A 17497-nucleotide genomic window follows, 5' to 3' on the forward strand; every position below is an offset into this window, starting at 1 on the left:
GCCGGCCCGGACGCCGCGACCCGAGGGCAGATTTTTACGCGGGAGCCCCGAACACCGGACCAGTTGGTTCGACGCCCATGAGCGAGACAGGCGACCGGATACGGGTGCTGCACGTCGACGACGAGCCGACGTTCGCGGAGCTGGTCGCCACCCGACTGGAACGGCAGGACGACCGGTTCGACGTGGTGACGGAGCACGACGCCGGCGACGCGCTCGACAGGCTGTCCGAGGACGTCGACTGCATCGTCTCCGACTACGACATGCCGGGCCGCAACGGCATCCAGTTTCTCGAAGCCGTCAGGAGCCGTTCGCCGGACCTGCCGTTCATCCTGTTCACCGGGAAGGGCTCGGAGGAGCTGGCGAGTGAAGCAATCTCCGCCGGCGTCACGGACTACCTCCAGAAAGGCGGCGGCAGCGACCAGTACGCGCTGCTCGCGAACCGCGTCCGCAACGCGGTCGACGCCGCGCGGTCGAAACGGGCGCTCGCCGAGCGGAACCGGCGGCTGGAGACGCTCATCGGGAACCTCCCCGGGATGGTGTACCGCTGCCGGAACGAACCCGACTGGCCGATGGAGTTCGTCGAAGGCGAATGCGAGACGCTCACCGGCTACGCCGCCGACGTCATCGAGTCGGGCGACGTCGTCTGGGGCGACGACGTCCTGCATCCGGACGACCGCGACCGGATGTGGACCGCGGTGCAGGACGGACTCGCCGAGGACGGCTCGTTCGAGGTGCGGTACCGAATCGTGACGAGCGGCGGCGCGACCAAGTGGATGTGGGAGCGCGGACAGGGCCTCTACGACGACGGCGGCGACCTCGAAGCCATCGAAGGGTTCATCACCGACGTCACGAACCGCCGCGAATACGAGCGCGCGCTCGCGGAGCTGCACACGGTCGCCACCGAAATCTCGGGGGACGAGACGGTCGAGGCGGTGTGTGAACGCACCATCGACGCCGCCGAAACCGTCCTCGACCTCGACCTCTGCGTCATCAACCTCGAATCGGACGGCCGGCTCCCCGTCGTCGCCATCTCGTCGGGCGTCCCGCCGGACGGCGCCACTCCGATGTCCGTCGAGGAGGGGCTCGTCGGGAAGACGTACCGGACCGGCGAGTCGTTCGTCGTCGACGACGCCGCCGACCACCCGGAGGCGAACCCGCAGGGCGACTACCGCGCCGGGCTCAGCATCCCCATCGGCGACCACGGCGTCTTCCAGGCCGTCTCCGACGCTCCCGGCGCGTTCGACGAGAACGACCGGGCGCTCGCCGAACTGCTCGTCTCGCACACCGCGGAGGCGCTCGACAGAATCGAGCGGACCGAAGAACTCCGCAGGCAGAACGAGCGGCTCGAGGAGTTCGCCACCATCGTCAGTCACGACCTGCGGAACCCGCTCACCGTCGCCGACGGCCACGTCGACCTCGCGTTGGAACGCTGCGACGACCCCGACCTCGAAACCGCGGCTCGGGCGCTCGACCGGGCGTTCGCGCTCATCGAGGGGCTCTTGACGCTCGCCCGCGACGGCCCGGAGTCGCTGACGGTCGAACCGGTCGACCTCGAATCGGTCGCCGCGGAGAGCTGGGAGACCGTCCGGACGCCGAACGCCACGCTCGTCGTCGACGGCACCCGGACGGTCCGCGCCGACGAAGCCAGACTCAGGCAACTGCTGGAGAACCTGTTCCGCAACAGCATCGAGCACAACGCCGCTGGCGTCCCGGCTCCAGGCACCGCTGCGCCCCACGGCGCAGACGGGGCGGGTGACGTCACCGTGACCGTCGAGGCGCTTCCGAACGGCTTCGCCGTCTCGGACGACGGCGTCGGCGCCGCCGGTGACGACGCCGACGAACTGTTCACACCGGGCTACTCGACGTCGGCGTCCGGGACCGGGTTCGGGCTCCCCATCGTGAAACGCATCGCCGACGCCCACGGCTGGGACGTCGCCGTCACCGACGCCGGCGGCGGCGGCTTCCGCGTCGAACTGACCGGCGTCGACGCCGACTGACCGCCGGCAATCGACCACCGGCGGCGACGTTCACCGGCGCGGTCAGCCGCGGAGCCGCCGGTGCTCGACTTTCATGCAGCGGTCCTGCGTCGTCACCAGCCCGGCGTCTTCAGCGCGGGCGAGCGCGTCGTCGTCCGTGATGCCGCGCTGCAGCCAGACGCCGCGGACGTCGCCGCGCCCCTCCCGGCGTGCGAGGACGTCGTCGACGATGCCGGCCACCTCCTCGCTCGGCCGGAACACGTCCACCAGTTCGACGTCCTCGTCCACGTCGGCGAGCGTGTCCGCGGCCGGCCGGCCGAGCACCTCGTCGGCGTACGGATTCACCGGGATGACCGTGTAGCCGTGGTCCTGGAGGTACCGCGGGATGTCGTGAGCCGCCTTCCCGGGCGTCGTCGAGCAGCCGACGACCGCGACCGGGTCCATCGACAGCAGTTCTCGCAGACCGTCGTCGTCCGTGACAGGCATGGCTCCCCTAACGGACGCGGCCCGCAAAAGTGGTTCGCGCTCAGGCCTCGGCGAGCCGAACCGTCGGCTCGCCCTCCTCGTGCGTCTCGACGACGCCGTCGAACAGCTGTTTCAGCGTGTTCAGCGTCTGGTCGTCGTGCGCCGTCGAGTCGATGCAGTACAGCCCCAGGCCGTCGACGCTCTGAATCCGGCCGGTGAACACGTGCAGGAACCGGAACACCGTCTGCAGGTCCGAGTACATCAGCAGCGTCGACAGCGAATGGACCATGATGCGGTTCCGCTCGATGCGGCGGTTCTGGTAGAACTCCTCCAGGAACTCGGAGAGCTTGATCCCGATTCCGGTCATGTCGACCGGCGACGACGTGTACTTGATGCGGTCGTCGTCGCGGACGTCCCCGACCCCCTGCTGGCGCGTCACCGTGTCGACGACCGCGACCGGCTTCCCCTCGTAGTCGACGCGGCGCCCGTACCGCTCCAGCAGCCGCTTCGCGCCGTCCTTCGTCGTGACCATGATCGCTCCCTCCCCCCGACGCGTCCCCTCCGCGAGCACGTCCAGCGCGAGTTCGCGCTTCCCGGTCAGCGGCGGCCCGGATACGAGAACGTTCGACCCCGGAGAAATCCGCGTGTCCAGCGCGTCGACCTCATACATGCCTGTTCCCCGTAGACTCGCCGGTCACGGCCGGTCGAAAGTGACTCTGACGCGTCCTCGAGCCGGGAGTCATCAACTATAGGCACCAAACCGTGACCGGGTATTATTCTTTCTGATTGGGGAGTCCCGTCCCGCGCCCTACGCGAGCTGTGCGAGCCGACCGACCACGAACGCGACCGCCGCGAGATACGTCCCCCGCTTCAGCCACTGCTGAGCCGCCCGCGGCTCCCGGAACCCCCACGTAACGGCCCCGAGCATCACCGCGTCAGCCGGCACCACCACCGCCAGATACGCCGCGCCGAACGTCCCCCAGACGTACGGCAAGCCGCTCGCCGCCACCGCCGCCGCCATCACCGCGAACGCCACCCACAGCGCCGCCCGCTCCCCCACCACGATCGGGAGCGTCCGCAGCCCCTCCTCGCGGTCCCCCGCCACGTCCTCCACGTCCTTCACGACCTCCCGCGCGAACGTCGCCGCCGCCGCCAGCCAGAACAGCGTCCACACCTGCGACGCGAGCCCGCCGGCCGCCGCCGCACCGAACAGGAACGTCGACCCGGTGAGGTACGCCACGACGACGTTCCCGACCCCAGGAAGCCCCTTGAACAGCTTCGTGTACGCCACCAGCGCCACCAGATTCACCACCGCAATCGCGACCGCCAACACCGGCAGCGTCACCGCCGCCAGCACCGCCCCGACGAACAGCGTCGCCGCGAACCCCAGCGCCCCGCGCGGCGACACCCGGCCGCTCGGAATCGGCCGCTCCGGCCGATTCACCGCGTCGACGTCGCGGTCGAAGTAGTCGTTCACCGCGTTCCCGGCGGCAGTCGCGAACACCGTCGCCGCAACCGCCAACCCAACCGCTCCCGGACGGTCCAGCCCGCCCGCCACGAACGCCCCGATGAACGGCAATACGCCCGCAGCGACCGCATTCCCCGGACGCGTCAGCTCCAGATACCCGCCGAGCCTCGACATACCGCCGACTCCCGCCGGCGACACAATAAAACGCGCGACCCGCCGCCGCCACGTCCGCAACTCCACGACGAACCGCGGGGCTTAAACGAGAGACGTGTATAGAACGCGGTACGGGCGCTTAGCTCAGCCTGGACAGAGTACTTGGCTTCGGACCAAGCTGCCGCGGGTTCAAATCCTGCAGCGCCCATTCGTTTCTCGAACGGTCCAAATCCGATAGACGTGGGTGGGTTGCTTATATACCAACCGTGGCTGCTGGGTTTGATTTCGTTCGACGGACGAACGATTCCGAATGAGCGTGCTTCCGTATGGGGATTTCGCACATCTAAACCGGGTGGAATAGTCATACTCATTGACTAGTTGGATGTGACGTTGAGCACTAATCGATGATCCTCACCGCTCGTGCGCAGCTGTCTACAAGAGGTCCGAGCACAATCGTGGACAGGAATTAGTGGGTTGCGCGCGCTCAAGCACGCGAACAGTAGAATCCGCTATGTCGGTCGGGATGCAGTTTGTCGGCCTAGCGGATTTCTTCTGAATATCCTGGCTCTGTTGAATCCTATAGCTAACAGATCCTGAAAAGTGCCGTAAGAACAGGCGAAGTACTATCTTTCACACCAAAGACATTCTGTCAAGATGCCAGGTATGGACCACGGTATCAAACGAGGTGTCGGGATGATTGTCGAGACCGTAGTGGTTGCCATCCTAATTAGTGAACTCGTTCCTTTGCTGGTTGAGCAAGGTCTGCTCCCATTAGGGATCTTCTGGTGGGTGATCCCTGTTTCAATCGTGAGTGCGGTGATGACTGTAGATGCGTCCCGGTACTGGTCGTTCGGTTACCTCGCAGGCGTCAGTATCGGAATCTATCTCGCTATCCCCCTCTTCCTCGAAACGGGATTATTGACCACACTTGACATACTGGTTTACGGAGGTCTCGTAATTGCGGCAATTACCTTGAGAGTCAAGATTCACAGCTCTGGATTTTGACCATTTGCCTGTTCTGTAGTTACATACGGTCCGGCTGGCTTCCCCCCTCGTGATGAATCGAACTTCGCTATTTTGTCTCATATCGCTTCTTGCGACAGTATTTCTCATCGGCATTCCAACAGCCGTTGGATTCTATCCGCCAGTTCTTGCTGGCTTCGCCGAATCAGCCCCTCTTGAGGTCATCTCCACTTGGATGGTCCGAATCGGGGCCCTTCCCTTCGGGTTCTCGCTTGGGGGCTCTGTTGAAATCCTCAGTTGCTGATAGGTTGTCGGAGCCGTGCTGAATACAGAGCGCGTTTCGGTCATTTGGTAAGACTGGGTATTCGACTGTTCTGCCCGAACTGTTTGCAGGCAGGTCGTTTCTATACATACGGACAGGTGAGAAAAATCTCCGTGAGAGTCAATCGGTCGCTTCAACAGCAGCTTTCTTGGCTCGCGTTTCAATCTCGTCTTCCAAGTCTCGCATGAAGTCGTCGACCGTGTTGCCCATCGTCAACACCGGGTATCCCTCTTCAAGCATATCCTCAAGTACCGCACCAGCGTCTTCGTCGCGGTCGTGTTGTATCACCGGCACGTCGACGTTTGACGCGAAGACACCCGTGAACGCGCCGCCCGCACGAGCCCGCTCAATCAGGTTGCGCTCGGCCAGCGTGTTCAGGTATTTCGCGAACGAGGCGGTTCGGCTCCGCCGGTCGGCGCGCAAGTAGACGAATGGCAGGACGTGGTCGTCACCAGCCAATGACTGCCGAATCGCCTCCGTGCTCTCGATGTCGTTGATTTCGGCGCCGTTGAATATGCGCCCACCGGGGAGCTGGATCCAGCGTGGCTGGATAGCGTCCAGATACGCGTTCAGTTGTTCCTCCGGTACTGGCTCCATATCCAGCCAGCGAAGCACATCGTTGACCGCGTAGACTGTCTCGGCACCGATCCGGCCCTGCTGGTCGTCCGGGATCGTGACCTGTCGCATCTCACCGCCCTGCTGCTCAATTTCCTCGCGCATATACTCTGCAAGGACTGGGTTCTGCTCGCCGTTGACGACCTTCGTGCCGGGTGGAATCGTCCGCGCGAACGCACGGGCAAGGTCGCGGACGGTCTTACCAAGCGTATCCTGATGATCCTGCCGGACGTTCGCGATCACGACCACATGTGGCTTGATGAACCGCTCGTTGATTAGCCGAGTCGTATATTCGGTAATGCCCTGATTCTCGAAGATGCCGACGTCCTCTGGCGTATACGACTCCAGTTGTGGCCCGAACTCCCGCAGGACGTTGATGTTCTCGTACAGTGTCGTGTACGGCCCCGTCCGTTCGATTGGAATAACGTCGCCGTTGCGGATCAACAGTGGATGGTTCCCGGTGATCTTCGTCAGCGTGTCATAGCCCCGACGCCGAAATACGTCGTCGAGACGCTTGACCGTCGAAGACTTCCCACGGATACCGGAGACGACGATACGCGTGTCGATGTTGTCGAGGAACTGACGGTGTTGGCGGCCCCGATCCAACAGCGAGAGGGCGCCACGGACAGTTGACATTCCGACCTCGAACGGGTTGAACTCGACGTCCGTCTCGGCCCCAACGAGATACACCGGGATCGCGCCCGTCGCCAGATGGCGGAACCGCCGCATTGCCTCGCGGGCGTTCGCCCGTTCGGTGTAAGTAAAACTCGGGACTGCGAGGGTCTCGTCGTCGTCTTCGAGCACCCACTCGAATATGTCGCTTGACTCGTCACCGCGAACCCGCAGCGTCGGCCGGTCGTCGTCCGAGGGTGACTCGACGTACTCGAACTCGTCGGTATCGAGCGATTCGAGTTCCGCCGCGGCGTCGCGAACCCGGTCGATGTGCTGCCGAGCCACTCTTGAACTCTCGTACCGATCTGCTCCGACCGCCAAACAGACCTCGGAGTCAGAAAGTCGCCAGAACCACCCCTCCTCGCTTCGGACGACCTCGAACATGCCCTGTTCGTTCATTCTCGATCACCGCCCGAGAGGATCGACGACTCGAAGACATCCTCGTGTGACGGCTGATAGACCGTGTGATACTCGACGATGACGAGACAGACGAGTGCGACGAGGAGACTTGCGGCGACCTGCACGATCCCGAACTGCTGTGGGAACCCACGCGGCAGAATGCGCCCGGTCGCCCGAGCAATCGGCAACATCACCGCGAAGGTGCCGAGCTGCAGCGGGACGAAGAGCTTTCGTTTGGGTCCGGGGGCAACGTGCCAGTTGTACGCGCCGGTCCCGGCGAGGATTGCGACGAAGTACGCCGACAACCCCCGCGTAATCGGGAAGAACAGCGTGATGGGAACAGCCACGATCAGCGCGAATGCTGTCGTGATTGAGATCAGCACGCGTCCGTAAAGGAGGGTGACGTAGTGGACGAGATAGAGAAATCCGAAGGAGAGCCCGAGCAGCACCGCGTACAGCACGACGAGCCACTTGCTCGCCAGTGCGTAAATGGCCAGCAACGGGAGGGCGATCAGTCCGATTCGGAGGCCGTAGCGCCCACGGACGCGTTCGGAGATCAGAAGGCCGAGTAGAAAGAGCACGACTGCCACCGGCCGAGCGAGGATGGTCGGTTCGAGGTCGGTGTCGAGTGCCGCGTTCTTGTAGACGGCAACGTCTGTCGTGGTTGTGTACAGGGTGGGTGGCGTCATCTCGCCAAGTGTCGTGGCCAAGCCGGGGGTGATAAGCAGCCAGCCACAGGCGACCAAACCGGCGTACAGGCCCGTGGCGGTGAGCAGGTCGTGAATCCGATACTCCGGTTTGAGTTGATGGTAATTGTAGGCTGCAAGGCCGGGGAGGATACTGCCGATGAACACGACCGAGCGGAGTGACTCCGGGGTCAGCGACCCAAGTCCTACGAGCAGGAGCAGCGGAACGCCGCTGCCGAGCCCCATCGCGACGAGTAGTTCGTCGCGTCCGTAGAGTAGCGTTCGCTGCTTCACGACCCAAAGCCCGAGGTAAGCGATGATCGTACTTAGCACAAAAATCGGGAGCATCCAGACGTTCTTCAGGGTATAGACTGCCAGCACGGGGACCGCAATAGTCCCACCCATCCGGTATCCGAATAATTGGGTGATGATTCCGACCGACAGAAGTCCCAGCGCCGTAATCCCGGCTGCAACTAACACTGGCAATACCTCACGAGATCAGCACTACTACACATGTATCTGGGTCAGAACTGAAATGCAATATGATTGTTCGTTTGACCAGCCTGATAGAGACGCGTTGGAAATAAATTGGCACGATCTGTGGTAACTGCTAACTCAACGCGGGTAGGAATTAATTGGGGGCCCTGCTGTATCCACTTTCTATATTCAGCAGACCATTTGTATCAACCCCTGAGGATTTCAACAGAGCCATTTTCCAGATAATCGTCTAGAGCCCTGCTGTATAGAGAGCCCAAGTCAGCCACGGGACTCACGACTGGGGATGAACAGTTGCGTCGGTAGGTAAAAAGGATAAATCTCGCACGTCATCAGACAATCTCGTTGGTGTCTTGAAATTCGTCGATCATCACGTACTCTATCTGCATCGATTCCTGCAGAGAGTCGTCCTCACATAGAACAACAAACGCGAACTGCAGCGTGATATTACGAAGGAAATTCATAGGTTTTCCTCGCACGATCCATCAGATTAGTCACCAGAGTAGTCGGGGCATTCAGTCGGCTCGACAATCTCGCGACCCTCTGGCGACAGCTCCATGAGTGAGTTTTCGTTACGCTGAATGTAGTCGATGAGGTGGTCATTCACATATTCGTAGAGTGCCGACCCATCTGCATACCCCCATTCAGAACATAATTCGGCGTTCTTTGTCGGCTCCATATCAGCAATGTCGTGCAGTCGCTTGAGCTCGCGATTCGCTAATTCGTGTCCAACGGTCTGGTCAGGGGCCGTCGACGAGTCATTCCCACCAGACACATCCTCTCCCGACCCCAAATTGCCACCAGCGCCATCTTCCCCAGATCCGTCATCACCGCCCGAGTCTCCATCAACGGGAACGGAGTCACGGCTTTCAGGCAGATTACGCTGTCTCTCGCGGATGGCAGTCAGCAGTTGTTTCAGTTTGGTCGTATCGTCCTGATACAGTGGATAGAGCCACCACAGCTGTTGCATGTCGCTTGGTTCTAACCGCGACTGTGAGCGCACTGCCTGCATGCCAGTTTCCCAGTCCGCTTCCGAGACATCGCCACCGCCGAATGGGACCGTTTCCAACAGAACCTCGGCCGCGGTGTAGGTGATTGAGTTGAGGATCGCTTTCAGATCGAGGGGCCCATCAATTGTCTCGACTTCCGCTTCTTCTTCAATCAGTTCCTCCGCCCAAAGCTCGTTGCCACGGCGTTTGGCTCGTTCGACGACGTTGGGGTCAATTGCCGCTGGCTCGAAGGCCGGCTGTTGTTGAATCCGCTCACCAAGCTCACGCACCCAGTGCAGCTGTTTCGCGAGTTCTTTCGAGTCGACGCCCTCGAGGTGATCCTCGCCCTCGGGCACCGCGACATAGTGGTGGAAGTGTGGTTCCTGGTTGCCATGTTTGCGCAGTACCCGGCCCATCCGCTGAATAAGTTGTAGTTCGGTTTTCGTCCCTGCGACATTGATCCCGACTTCAGCGTCGGGCACGTCAATCCCTTCATCAAGGAGCTTCGGGGCGACCAAGACACCGTTAGTGGCGTCTTGGAAGGCGTCGATGCGCTTTCGGACGATTTTATTTTTCTTTTTGTTTGAAGCGGCGACCTCACTGTGCACCGCAAAGACGTTCTCAGAAACGTCCGCAAGCCTATCTTCGATTTCATCCACCATGTCGATGTTCATCGTGAACATCACGATCTTGATCCCAGCGCCCTCCTGCGTGAGGTACTCACGGGCGAGGTCGATCGCGGCATCGAGTTTCGGCCGCGATCGATGTCGAATCGCGTTTCGGCTCATGATCGCCGCATGGAGCTGCTTCCACCGGTTTGGTACATCGTCGAGTTCGATCCCAGCCGCTTTGTGAGCGGTAATGAAATCACCTAGGTCTCTGAACTCACTGAACGGTACATCAAGCCGTTTGAGAGTCTGCCGCGTCGATCGGGACCGTCTGGTTTTCGCAAACAGATCCGTGATTCGAGAGGTTTGATCCTCCCACTCATCAGCCTCAGAGGCCTCTAACGCCGTCGGGTGGACCGTCCAGTCGAACTCGGGGATGATACCGTGACGCTGGGCATCATCGACGGTGTAGGTGTATACCACCTCACCCAAAACACTCTCCAGTTCCTCCCGCTTTTTCGACTCCTCACGCCCGAGCGTTGCGGACAGGCCCAACAGGGCATTGGCGTTGATGCTCTGTAAGGCCCCGCCGAAGCCACTCTCGTTTGTATTCGCGTAGTGGTGTGCCTCATCGCAAATCACAAGATCATACGTTTTCTCGGGCGCTCCGCCGTGTTGCGGGAGCATCGAGTGGATAGTATGGAACTCAACTGAACCGGTCGAAAATGAGAGCGCCTCAGGTTGCCCACTCCGATCCCCACCAGCAACATTCAGCCCGAGCAATTCGCGAATCTCGCGCTCCCACTGACTGAGGATTGCATTTGAGTGGGCGACAACAGCGATATCCGCGTCTGCAGACCGGTAGGGACCGTTGAATTCATCAAAATCGTGATTCGGCAAGACTCCGCACAAATGAGCGATCGCAGCAATGCCGGCGACTGTTTTCCCAGTCGCCGTCGCCATTTCGAGCACTCCCCAGCGGCCAGCGTCCAACCAGCGTTCCAGGCCCTTGCGTTGGTTCTTCCACAAAGTCACCATCAGAACTGGATATCTGAGGGAATCAACGAGCTCATCGTAGGCGGTCTCCTGATACTCATCGACAGCCCCCTGCAGCTGCTGCAACAGATCTGAATCTGCGTAGATCTCTTGTTGGACGGCACTGGCATACAGCTCCAGGAGATACAAGGTCCCATCCCGGCTCATGTGATCGAGCTCCATTTGGCTAGGGTCGAATCCAGCCATCCGCAGATCTTTCATCAGCAACCGCTCAGCGGACTCCGTCAGCGAATCGATCTCGGTATTCTGGTACGTTGCGAGTTTCTTGTTGAGCTCCGCGACCCCCTCGCGAAACTGCGAGAACTCAACAGAAGGATCTGGAGATCGAGTGCCTCCAGTGGCACCGTCCAGCCGTTCGGTGACGAACGCAGAAAACTCTCTGTCATATGCTGAATATAGAAACGACATGTCTGCGGGGTGGAGTGCCCCCACGTAATTCGGCAGGTGGATGTAATCAGCAAGCTCACTATCCATTAACAGCAGTTGCTCGAGTGAGGATTTTCCTGCCAGCTCAGCCGCCTCATATTCTCCAAAGTCGCGGTAATCCGGCGTGAACAAACTCACTGGTGACACGACACCATACAACACATATAATTCTTATCAGATTAGTACTTGGTTTGATAATTTGATGATGGTAAGTAGAATGTTCAGTACAAAATTTGATTGAGTTAAATCGAAGTGACTCACCTGCTATAGGTTGTCGAGATACTTTCTCCTCTGTTCCATCTTCTCCTGCTCTGTCCGTTGATCGTAGTGCCGATCCAAGACACCCTCGGAGACATTTGCTCGGTCGCTGACAGCAGGCTTTGGCCATCCATGATTGAGGGCGTACGTGATCCCGCCTCGACGAATTGCGTGGGGACTCCTGCTGGAGGGACACTTAGATGCCTCATCATAGCCGGTTGCGACACACGTTGCTGGCTTTCGACCGTGTGGACACTCGATCCCGATCTCACAAGGACGGGTCCATCGATAACAGTCTCCTCTGAGAGTAGTCGTGTGAGCACGGCCTTTAGAAGTCGTAATGAGTGGCTGGCGTCCAAACTGGTCAACAGTGTTCACCCATGTTGTTTCTATCCAGTCGTCGAGAATAGTGCAGATATCGTCTGAGAGTGCGATAAATCGCTGGCCACCCTCTTTGTTCTTGATTGGGGTCCCCGTCTCAGGTCGATGAACAACACTCAGCGATTGATTCTCAGGGTCATAATCCTCCAGATCGAGGGCATGAGCAGCCCCGACACGCATCATCGTGTGCCACAGTAGTGTGAGTATCACGTGAGGCCGTGACGCGTACTCGAATTTGTTCAGATGATTCAAAATCGCTTCTGCGCTGTCACTGTCCAACATCACCGTTCGGACGTTGTCTCCGTCTCCAAGATCTGGTGAAAGCACTTTGCTGTGTAGATCTTGCTCAACTCCCTCTATCGATTCCAGCCACCGTATGAACACACGGAGGGTGTCCATCTGCGTTTTCTCGGTTACTGGTTTGAGATCGCCTTCATCACGTCGCCAGAGTCGGAAGTAGTGGAGATCTCGTCCAGTGATGTCATTCAGGTTGGTGATTCCCTGTTGTTCACACCAACGTAGGAAGTGTCCCAGCCGGGAACGATGTGAATAGATTGTTGCTTGTGATGTCTCATGCTCACGGTCTGTGAGATAGAGGTCGAGTGCTGATTCTGGGTCGATTGGTTCTAACGGCATAGTCTGTTGTTTGCGACCCTTCGGAAACGCCCTCATTTCGCTCCCTCAGGTCGGCCGCCTCACAGCCTCCAAGTGGAGCCATTCGACAGTCGAACAGAAGCTGCGGCGCCCATCGCTCCTCGAACAGTTCGAATCCGATAGACAGGGGTAGGCTGTGTATGTGTCTACTGTGTCTGCCGAGTACGATTTCGTTCGATGGGCGAATGATTCCGAACGAGCATGCGTCCCTCCGGGGGTTGCGTACAGCCAAACGGATGTCTAATCAGAAAATCAATCGTACATTGAGTCAGAGCGTGTCGAACGAGTTGATGACGTCTCCTGTTGAGTACGTCTCAATCAGATCCTGCTCGTCGAAATCGGAATCATCACTCCAGATGGACGCATCGCAGGCGATCGCACACGCCAGATAGAGCACATCGTCGGGGTCAGTGTCACCGATTGCTTCGTCTGCTCGGTCGATAGCCGGATAAAAATCGTCGGTGGGAACGACCTCGATGTACTGGAACAGGAGGTCGATGAACTGTGCCACTCGCTCCGGTTCCATCCCGGACTTCTCCACGATCAGATCCTGGTAGTTCCCGATCTCGTCGTGGACGAAGGCAGGTGTCAGCAGGTCTGGTTCAAGCGTGACGATGAGTTCCCGCGTTTTCGAGTCGGTGATGAGTGCAGATATGACGACGTTGGCGTCGATGACCAGCCTCATTCGTCAGTTTAGGCCGACTCCTCGTCAACGCGTCTGCGCCCGCGTTCGTTAATCTTCTGAGCAATTTCATGAACGTCGCCTTCGGTGAGGTCACTCTGGCTGATGAGTTCGTCCATCACCTCCAGCGTCTCGACTTTCTCTTGGATGGCTTGCCGTGTGACCTCACTCCAGTTGATCTCGGGGTGCTTCTCCATTCGCTCTTTGAGGTCGTCGTCGACGTTCACCGTGATTGTTGGCATACAGAAAGCTATGGATACACAGATTACTGTGTCTTTCGGTAGATCTCAGGTCCGCTTATTTCCACGGCCTCACAGCCTCTAAGGGGAATCGTTCGCCCTTCGAACAGAAGCCTGCAGCGCCCATTCTCTCACGGCGTCATTCGACGCTAACCCTGAGTTCTCGGTAGCGTCCCGCTCGCTACCGGATTCGGCGCTTCCCGGGAAGCCGGTTCCACCACTTTCTGAGGAACTAAACGCGTACCACGTTGCGGCCCCGTGCCGTGCCCCGGTTTTGTTCGCAAATCAGGGGGTGATTCCCCGTGCGTGAAGCTCGGTTTGTTCCTGCGAGCGAACTCTACGACCCGGCTACGGGAGCCCGTTTCCTCCACCCGTCGATTCAGGCGACCGACGGCGAGGTTCGCGATGCCGTTCGTGCGCTCGACCAGGAGCGTGGTCAGCGATGAACGGGACGGAGTACGTCTGCGAGGACTGCGGCGTCACCATCGTCGAGCCGGAGCCGCCGCGGACGGACCTCTGCCCGGTGTGCCGGACCGGCGGTGACCCGACCGCGTATCCGCCGCTGTCGGAGATTCGAGGTGATTTCTGATGCCGCCTGCGCGGTTCGAGACGCGGGCGGATGGATACGAGCGCTGGCGGACCTACGTCGCTGCTGAAGGCCGCGAGCGGTACGTCTACGTTCACCAGTTGCTCGCTATTGCCGAGGGCGCCGCTCCCGACCAGGTCTTCTCCGACGGCGAGTACCAGGTGCATCACCGGAACCGGGTGCGCTGGGACAACCGGCCGGGAAACGTCGAACTCCAGGAGGCGGACGCCCACAGCGAGCATCACCGGCCGCACCGGGAAGCCGGGCAGGCCAGGGCGCGCCGGCAGCTCGCCCGAGGTGAGTCGCGGTGAGCGCGTCCCTTCGGCTGTTCGAGTTTCACTGTCACTCCTGCCAGGAGCTGACGGTCGTCCCCGAGGACTCCGAATGCGTCCTCTATCGGGAGTGCCCCGACTGCTTCCGGGTCCCGGCGCTCGACCGCGAACCGGTCGACCTCCGGCTCCGGTCGCTCCTTTGGGCCATCCACCTGGCGCCGTTCAGCTTCACGGCCACCGCAAGCGAGGGAGACGCCGATGCCGGCAGCGGCGCCGCGAGCGCCCCGAGCGGCGCCGAGGCATCGGCTCGCGCGGAGCGGGGGCTTGCCCCCGACCGCGCAGCCCGAGCGCCAGAGGGAGTCCCCCGGACTCCCGCAAACGACGGCGGTCGCGTCTCCCCGCCCAGCCGCCCGCAGTCGACGCTTTCCGACTGGTCCGATGAGTAGCGGGCCGCCACAGCCGGCGGAGGCGGCCACCCCAGACAGCGACCAGTCTTGGCCTTCCAAGGAGACTAACTCTGTAGAGGTCGCTACCGCCCGTGCAGCCGGGTCTGACGATATCCCGGCCATCGTCTACGAGCGCGTCGCGGAGTTCCGCCGCGACTACCCCGAACTGGCCGATCTCCCGCTTTCGCAAACGCACGGCCGGAGCCTGCGTCGTATCGTCACGGAAGCCGAGTGGCAGGAGTATTACACCGACCCGGCGGGGTTCAACGAATCCGCGTTCGTGACGCGGGAGCTGGAGTATCGGGAGGCGTCGACATGGGCGGACGCGCTCGCCGCGTTCCTCACGGCGCATCTCCGGTACGACGGCCTGATGGCGCGGTTCTCCAACGGCGAGGAGTCGTTTGAAATCCCGCTGACCGACGCCTGGAGCCAGGAGTACCACGCGAAACAGTACGCTCGGGCTCGTGCCCTCGAACGGCAGATGGGCGGCGGTAAACGGCCATCCGGCGGCGAAGCCGTGGCGGCGTGGGAGCGGCCGGCGACGGCGATGGTGACGCTGTCCGCGTCGTCGACGCCGAACGGCGAGCGACTGTCGCCTGTCGACCACCTCGACGCAGTCCACGACTCCTTTTCGTACGGTGGCGTCCGCGACACGCTCCGAAACGTCATGGAGTACCACCTGGGCCTGGACTCCGAGCAGTGGGGATACTGGCTGCAAGCAGAACCGCACGGCCTCGGTGACAGCCCCGGCGTCAACGCCTGCTACACACACATCCACGTTGGGGCGTATTTCGACGCGGCCGGGCTCGACGCCGAACAGATCGGCGGCGAACTGGAGCGCGTCATAGACAAGCATCTGGAGGTGTGCGAGCCGGCCGGCCGGAGCGCGCACGACTACGACGCGATTCAGTCGTACGAGGATGAAGACGACGGCTGTATTTCGGTGAACATGTCCGTCGGAAACCTCGGGTCGTACCTCGCGGCGTACATGGGCGGTTCGTACGACGAGCGGCTGGAGGAGCGGCCGATTCAGTATATCGCGTGGGGTGCGCTGTACTGGTCGACGGCGCGGCAGCGGACGACGCGGTCACAGACGGTGAATCAGGCGATTGCGGCGGATGCCTGCGAGCAGCGCGCCGAATCAGACAGCTCGAACCAAACCGACTCGCACGGCGAGGCCGTCCGGTGGTCTGACGCGAACGGCCCGGACGTAGTGTGTCGATGCTGTTCGTCCGGCTGGGATATTGACCAATCGCGGCTTGATGAGCCGATTCGCAGCGACGAACTCGCCGCGGCGTTACCTGACCCGCCGGACGATGAAGAATCGTCGACGCTGTCGCTGTCCGAACGGTGGTCGGATGCCGACGCTGCTGGCGCGGCCGGTGAGAGTCTCGAACGAGCGAATATCCGTGAGCGAGTGGAGACGTGGCTGTACGCGAATCCGCACGCAGAGCCGTCCGTAGTGGCGATACTGGCGCAGTTGAACATCAATCCGCGGCACCGGGAGTTCGTCGCCGATCTCCTCGCTGGCGTCGACGACAGTGCGGACTCGGAAGGGTTCGTCCGGGCGACGCTCACTTCGGAATGGGAGCTGGAAGCAATCATCGACAGCGACGGCGAAGAACACGCCCCTGGCGGCGGCGGCATCGACATGGTGGAGCTGCACCTACCTGAGAAACACGTGCTGGAGAATACGCGGCTGCAGAAGCCGCTCAAGACCGGCGAAATCTGGCGCTGCGGGAAGTGCAACGTCGCGATGCACAACCCCGAAATGATGGCCGGCCACCTCGTCGAACACGGGTTAGATACTGCGGAGGCCGCCGACTACGTGCTCCAATACGACCCACTGAGTAAACTGCGTGAGTCACAACCAGAAATGGAGTATTCAGGTGAGAAGCAATTCTATTGAATCAGCTATTAGGTAAAACTCCTATCTTGCGACTTGTTTTCCAAGCGAGTAGACAAAGAGTGCTAAAAGAAAGGTTCCGGAAAATGACTCAAATGCCAAGAATAGCTTAGCTATGGAACTATTCACTTGGTAACTGTTTGATCCGATAGTAGTGAAGGTAACTGCGCTAAAATAGAAGCTGTTTTGCCAGATCTCAAAGAGCGATTCAATGAGTTGCGGATAGTAAGACGGGGACAACAGGTTTTCAAAGACATTTTCATCGTAACTGTGGATTATCGAGACTCCTGAGTCGGTTTCTTCGAGACCGCCAAACCAATTCGTGGGATAAAGTACCATGCCAGATAGGATAGTGAGGCTTTGTTGAAATCCTATTAGCTCGACAACTTTCCTACTGAACCAGGTTGGTTGAGCTGCGCATTGGTCAAACCGGCAATTGTCCGTCTACAAGATATTTGGTACCGTGCGTTGAATCCACGACTATGAGAAAACGACTTCTACAGGCCATGGGCGCACTCGGTATCTTCGGCGGGAGTATCGCAATTTGGTACGCCTACCAGCGCCAAATGTGTGCGAATCCTGCTGGTGCGGGCGGCAGTTGCTCCCCAAACATCGTCTATCTTGTTCCCGGGATACTCGCTGCACTCATCGGCTTCGGTCTCTTGGTGGTTCTCTATAAGCGCCAGTTCAATAGGCTAGAAATTTCTGCCGTGTTGAATAGATGCTAAGTCACGATTAGAGTGGCTCACAGACTGCTGTGTTGAATAGCGATCTAATCGG

The 17497-nt window shown here is 60.3% G+C and carries 15 protein-coding genes and 1 tRNA gene; 6 read left to right on the plus strand and 10 right to left on the minus strand.

Going from position 1 to position 17497, the window contains the following annotated elements:
* Positions 1-77 precede the first annotated feature (77 nt).
* The gene (locus tag ACQUST_RS05640) at positions 78-1997 is read left to right on the plus strand and encodes a response regulator (RefSeq protein WP_435126009.1); all 1920 of its coding nucleotides are present in this window, start codon (positions 78-80) and stop codon (positions 1995-1997) included.
* Positions 1998-2039: 42 nt separating this feature from the next.
* On the opposite strand, the gene ACQUST_RS05645 is transcribed toward ACQUST_RS05640, so the two are convergent.
* The 3 genes from ACQUST_RS05645 to ACQUST_RS05655 all read right to left on the minus strand — a co-directional run bounded on the left by ACQUST_RS05645 (position 2040) and on the right by ACQUST_RS05655 (position 4083).
* On the minus strand, positions 2040-2462 hold the full coding sequence (locus ACQUST_RS05645) for a CoA-binding protein (RefSeq protein WP_435126011.1): 423 nt from the start codon (positions 2460-2462) through the stop codon (positions 2040-2042).
* Between the two features lie 40 nt (positions 2463-2502).
* The gene (locus ACQUST_RS05650) at positions 2503-3111 is read right to left on the minus strand and encodes an RAD55 family ATPase (RefSeq protein ID WP_435126014.1); all 609 of its coding nucleotides are present in this window, start codon (positions 3109-3111) and stop codon (positions 2503-2505) included.
* A 138-nt stretch (positions 3112-3249) separates the two neighbouring features.
* Positions 3250-4083, minus strand: a complete 834-nt coding sequence (locus ACQUST_RS05655; RefSeq protein WP_435126017.1) for a geranylgeranylglycerol-phosphate geranylgeranyltransferase — start codon at positions 4081-4083, stop codon at positions 3250-3252.
* A 112-nt stretch (positions 4084-4195) separates the two neighbouring features.
* On the opposite strand from ACQUST_RS05655, the gene ACQUST_RS05660 reads away from it, so the two are divergent.
* Positions 4196-4270: transfer RNA gene (locus tag ACQUST_RS05660), tRNA-Arg, on the plus strand.
* Positions 4271-4755: 485 nt separating this feature from the next.
* Complete coding sequence (locus ACQUST_RS05665) at positions 4756-5067, plus strand: hypothetical protein (RefSeq protein WP_435126020.1); 312 nt, start codon at positions 4756-4758, stop codon at positions 5065-5067.
* 400 nt (positions 5068-5467) lie between these two features.
* On the opposite strand, the gene ACQUST_RS05670 is transcribed toward ACQUST_RS05665, so the two are convergent.
* The 6 genes from ACQUST_RS05670 to ACQUST_RS05695 all read right to left on the minus strand — a co-directional run bounded on the left by ACQUST_RS05670 (position 5468) and on the right by ACQUST_RS05695 (position 13510).
* The gene (locus ACQUST_RS05670) at positions 5468-7033 is read right to left on the minus strand and encodes a Mur ligase (protein WP_435126022.1); all 1566 of its coding nucleotides are present in this window, start codon (positions 7031-7033) and stop codon (positions 5468-5470) included.
* Positions 7030-8199, minus strand: a complete 1170-nt coding sequence (locus tag ACQUST_RS05675) for a poly-gamma-glutamate biosynthesis protein PgsC/CapC (RefSeq protein WP_435126113.1) — start codon at positions 8197-8199, stop codon at positions 7030-7032. Before ACQUST_RS05675 ends, ACQUST_RS05670 begins: the two co-directional genes overlap by 4 nt.
* Before the next feature lie 505 nt (positions 8200-8704).
* Complete coding sequence (locus tag ACQUST_RS05680) at positions 8705-11431, minus strand: DEAD/DEAH box helicase (RefSeq protein WP_435126025.1); 2727 nt, start codon at positions 11429-11431, stop codon at positions 8705-8707.
* 126 nt (positions 11432-11557) lie between these two features.
* A complete protein-coding gene (locus ACQUST_RS05685; protein WP_435126027.1) occupies positions 11558-12568 on the minus strand; it encodes a tyrosine-type recombinase/integrase in 1011 nt (336 codons plus the stop codon).
* A 286-nt stretch (positions 12569-12854) separates the two neighbouring features.
* Entirely contained in the window at positions 12855-13271 is a 417-nt protein-coding gene (locus ACQUST_RS05690; protein ID WP_435126030.1) for a PIN domain-containing protein, read from the minus strand.
* 8 nt (positions 13272-13279) lie between these two features.
* Positions 13280-13510 carry a hypothetical protein gene (locus ACQUST_RS05695; RefSeq protein WP_435126033.1) on the minus strand — a complete coding sequence of 77 codons (231 nt, stop codon included), beginning with the start codon at positions 13508-13510 and terminating at the stop codon, positions 13280-13282.
* 439 nt (positions 13511-13949) lie between these two features.
* Here ACQUST_RS05695 and ACQUST_RS05700 point away from each other — a divergent pair, with 439 nt between their 5' ends.
* From ACQUST_RS05700 to ACQUST_RS05710, 3 genes are all read left to right on the plus strand, one after another.
* Positions 13950-14096, plus strand: a complete 147-nt coding sequence (locus ACQUST_RS05700) for a hypothetical protein (protein ID WP_435126035.1) — start codon at positions 13950-13952, stop codon at positions 14094-14096.
* Complete coding sequence (locus ACQUST_RS05705) at positions 14096-14404, plus strand: HNH endonuclease (RefSeq protein ID WP_435126038.1); 309 nt, start codon at positions 14096-14098, stop codon at positions 14402-14404. The genes ACQUST_RS05700 and ACQUST_RS05705 overlap by 1 nt, the downstream gene beginning before the upstream one ends.
* Positions 14405-14803: 399 nt before the next feature.
* Entirely contained in the window at positions 14804-16720 is a 1917-nt protein-coding gene (locus ACQUST_RS05710; protein ID WP_435126041.1) for a hypothetical protein, read from the plus strand.
* Between the two features lie 21 nt (positions 16721-16741).
* Here ACQUST_RS05710 and ACQUST_RS05715 read toward each other — a convergent pair whose 3' ends face one another.
* The gene (locus ACQUST_RS05715; RefSeq protein WP_435126043.1) at positions 16742-17056 is read right to left on the minus strand and encodes an ion channel; all 315 of its coding nucleotides are present in this window, start codon (positions 17054-17056) and stop codon (positions 16742-16744) included.
* Between the last annotated feature and the right edge of the window lie 441 nt (positions 17057-17497).

The sequence above is a fragment of the Halobaculum sp. D14 genome (genome assembly GCF_051195135.1).
GTDB lineage: Archaea > Halobacteriota > Halobacteria > Halobacteriales > Haloferacaceae > JBNTKA01.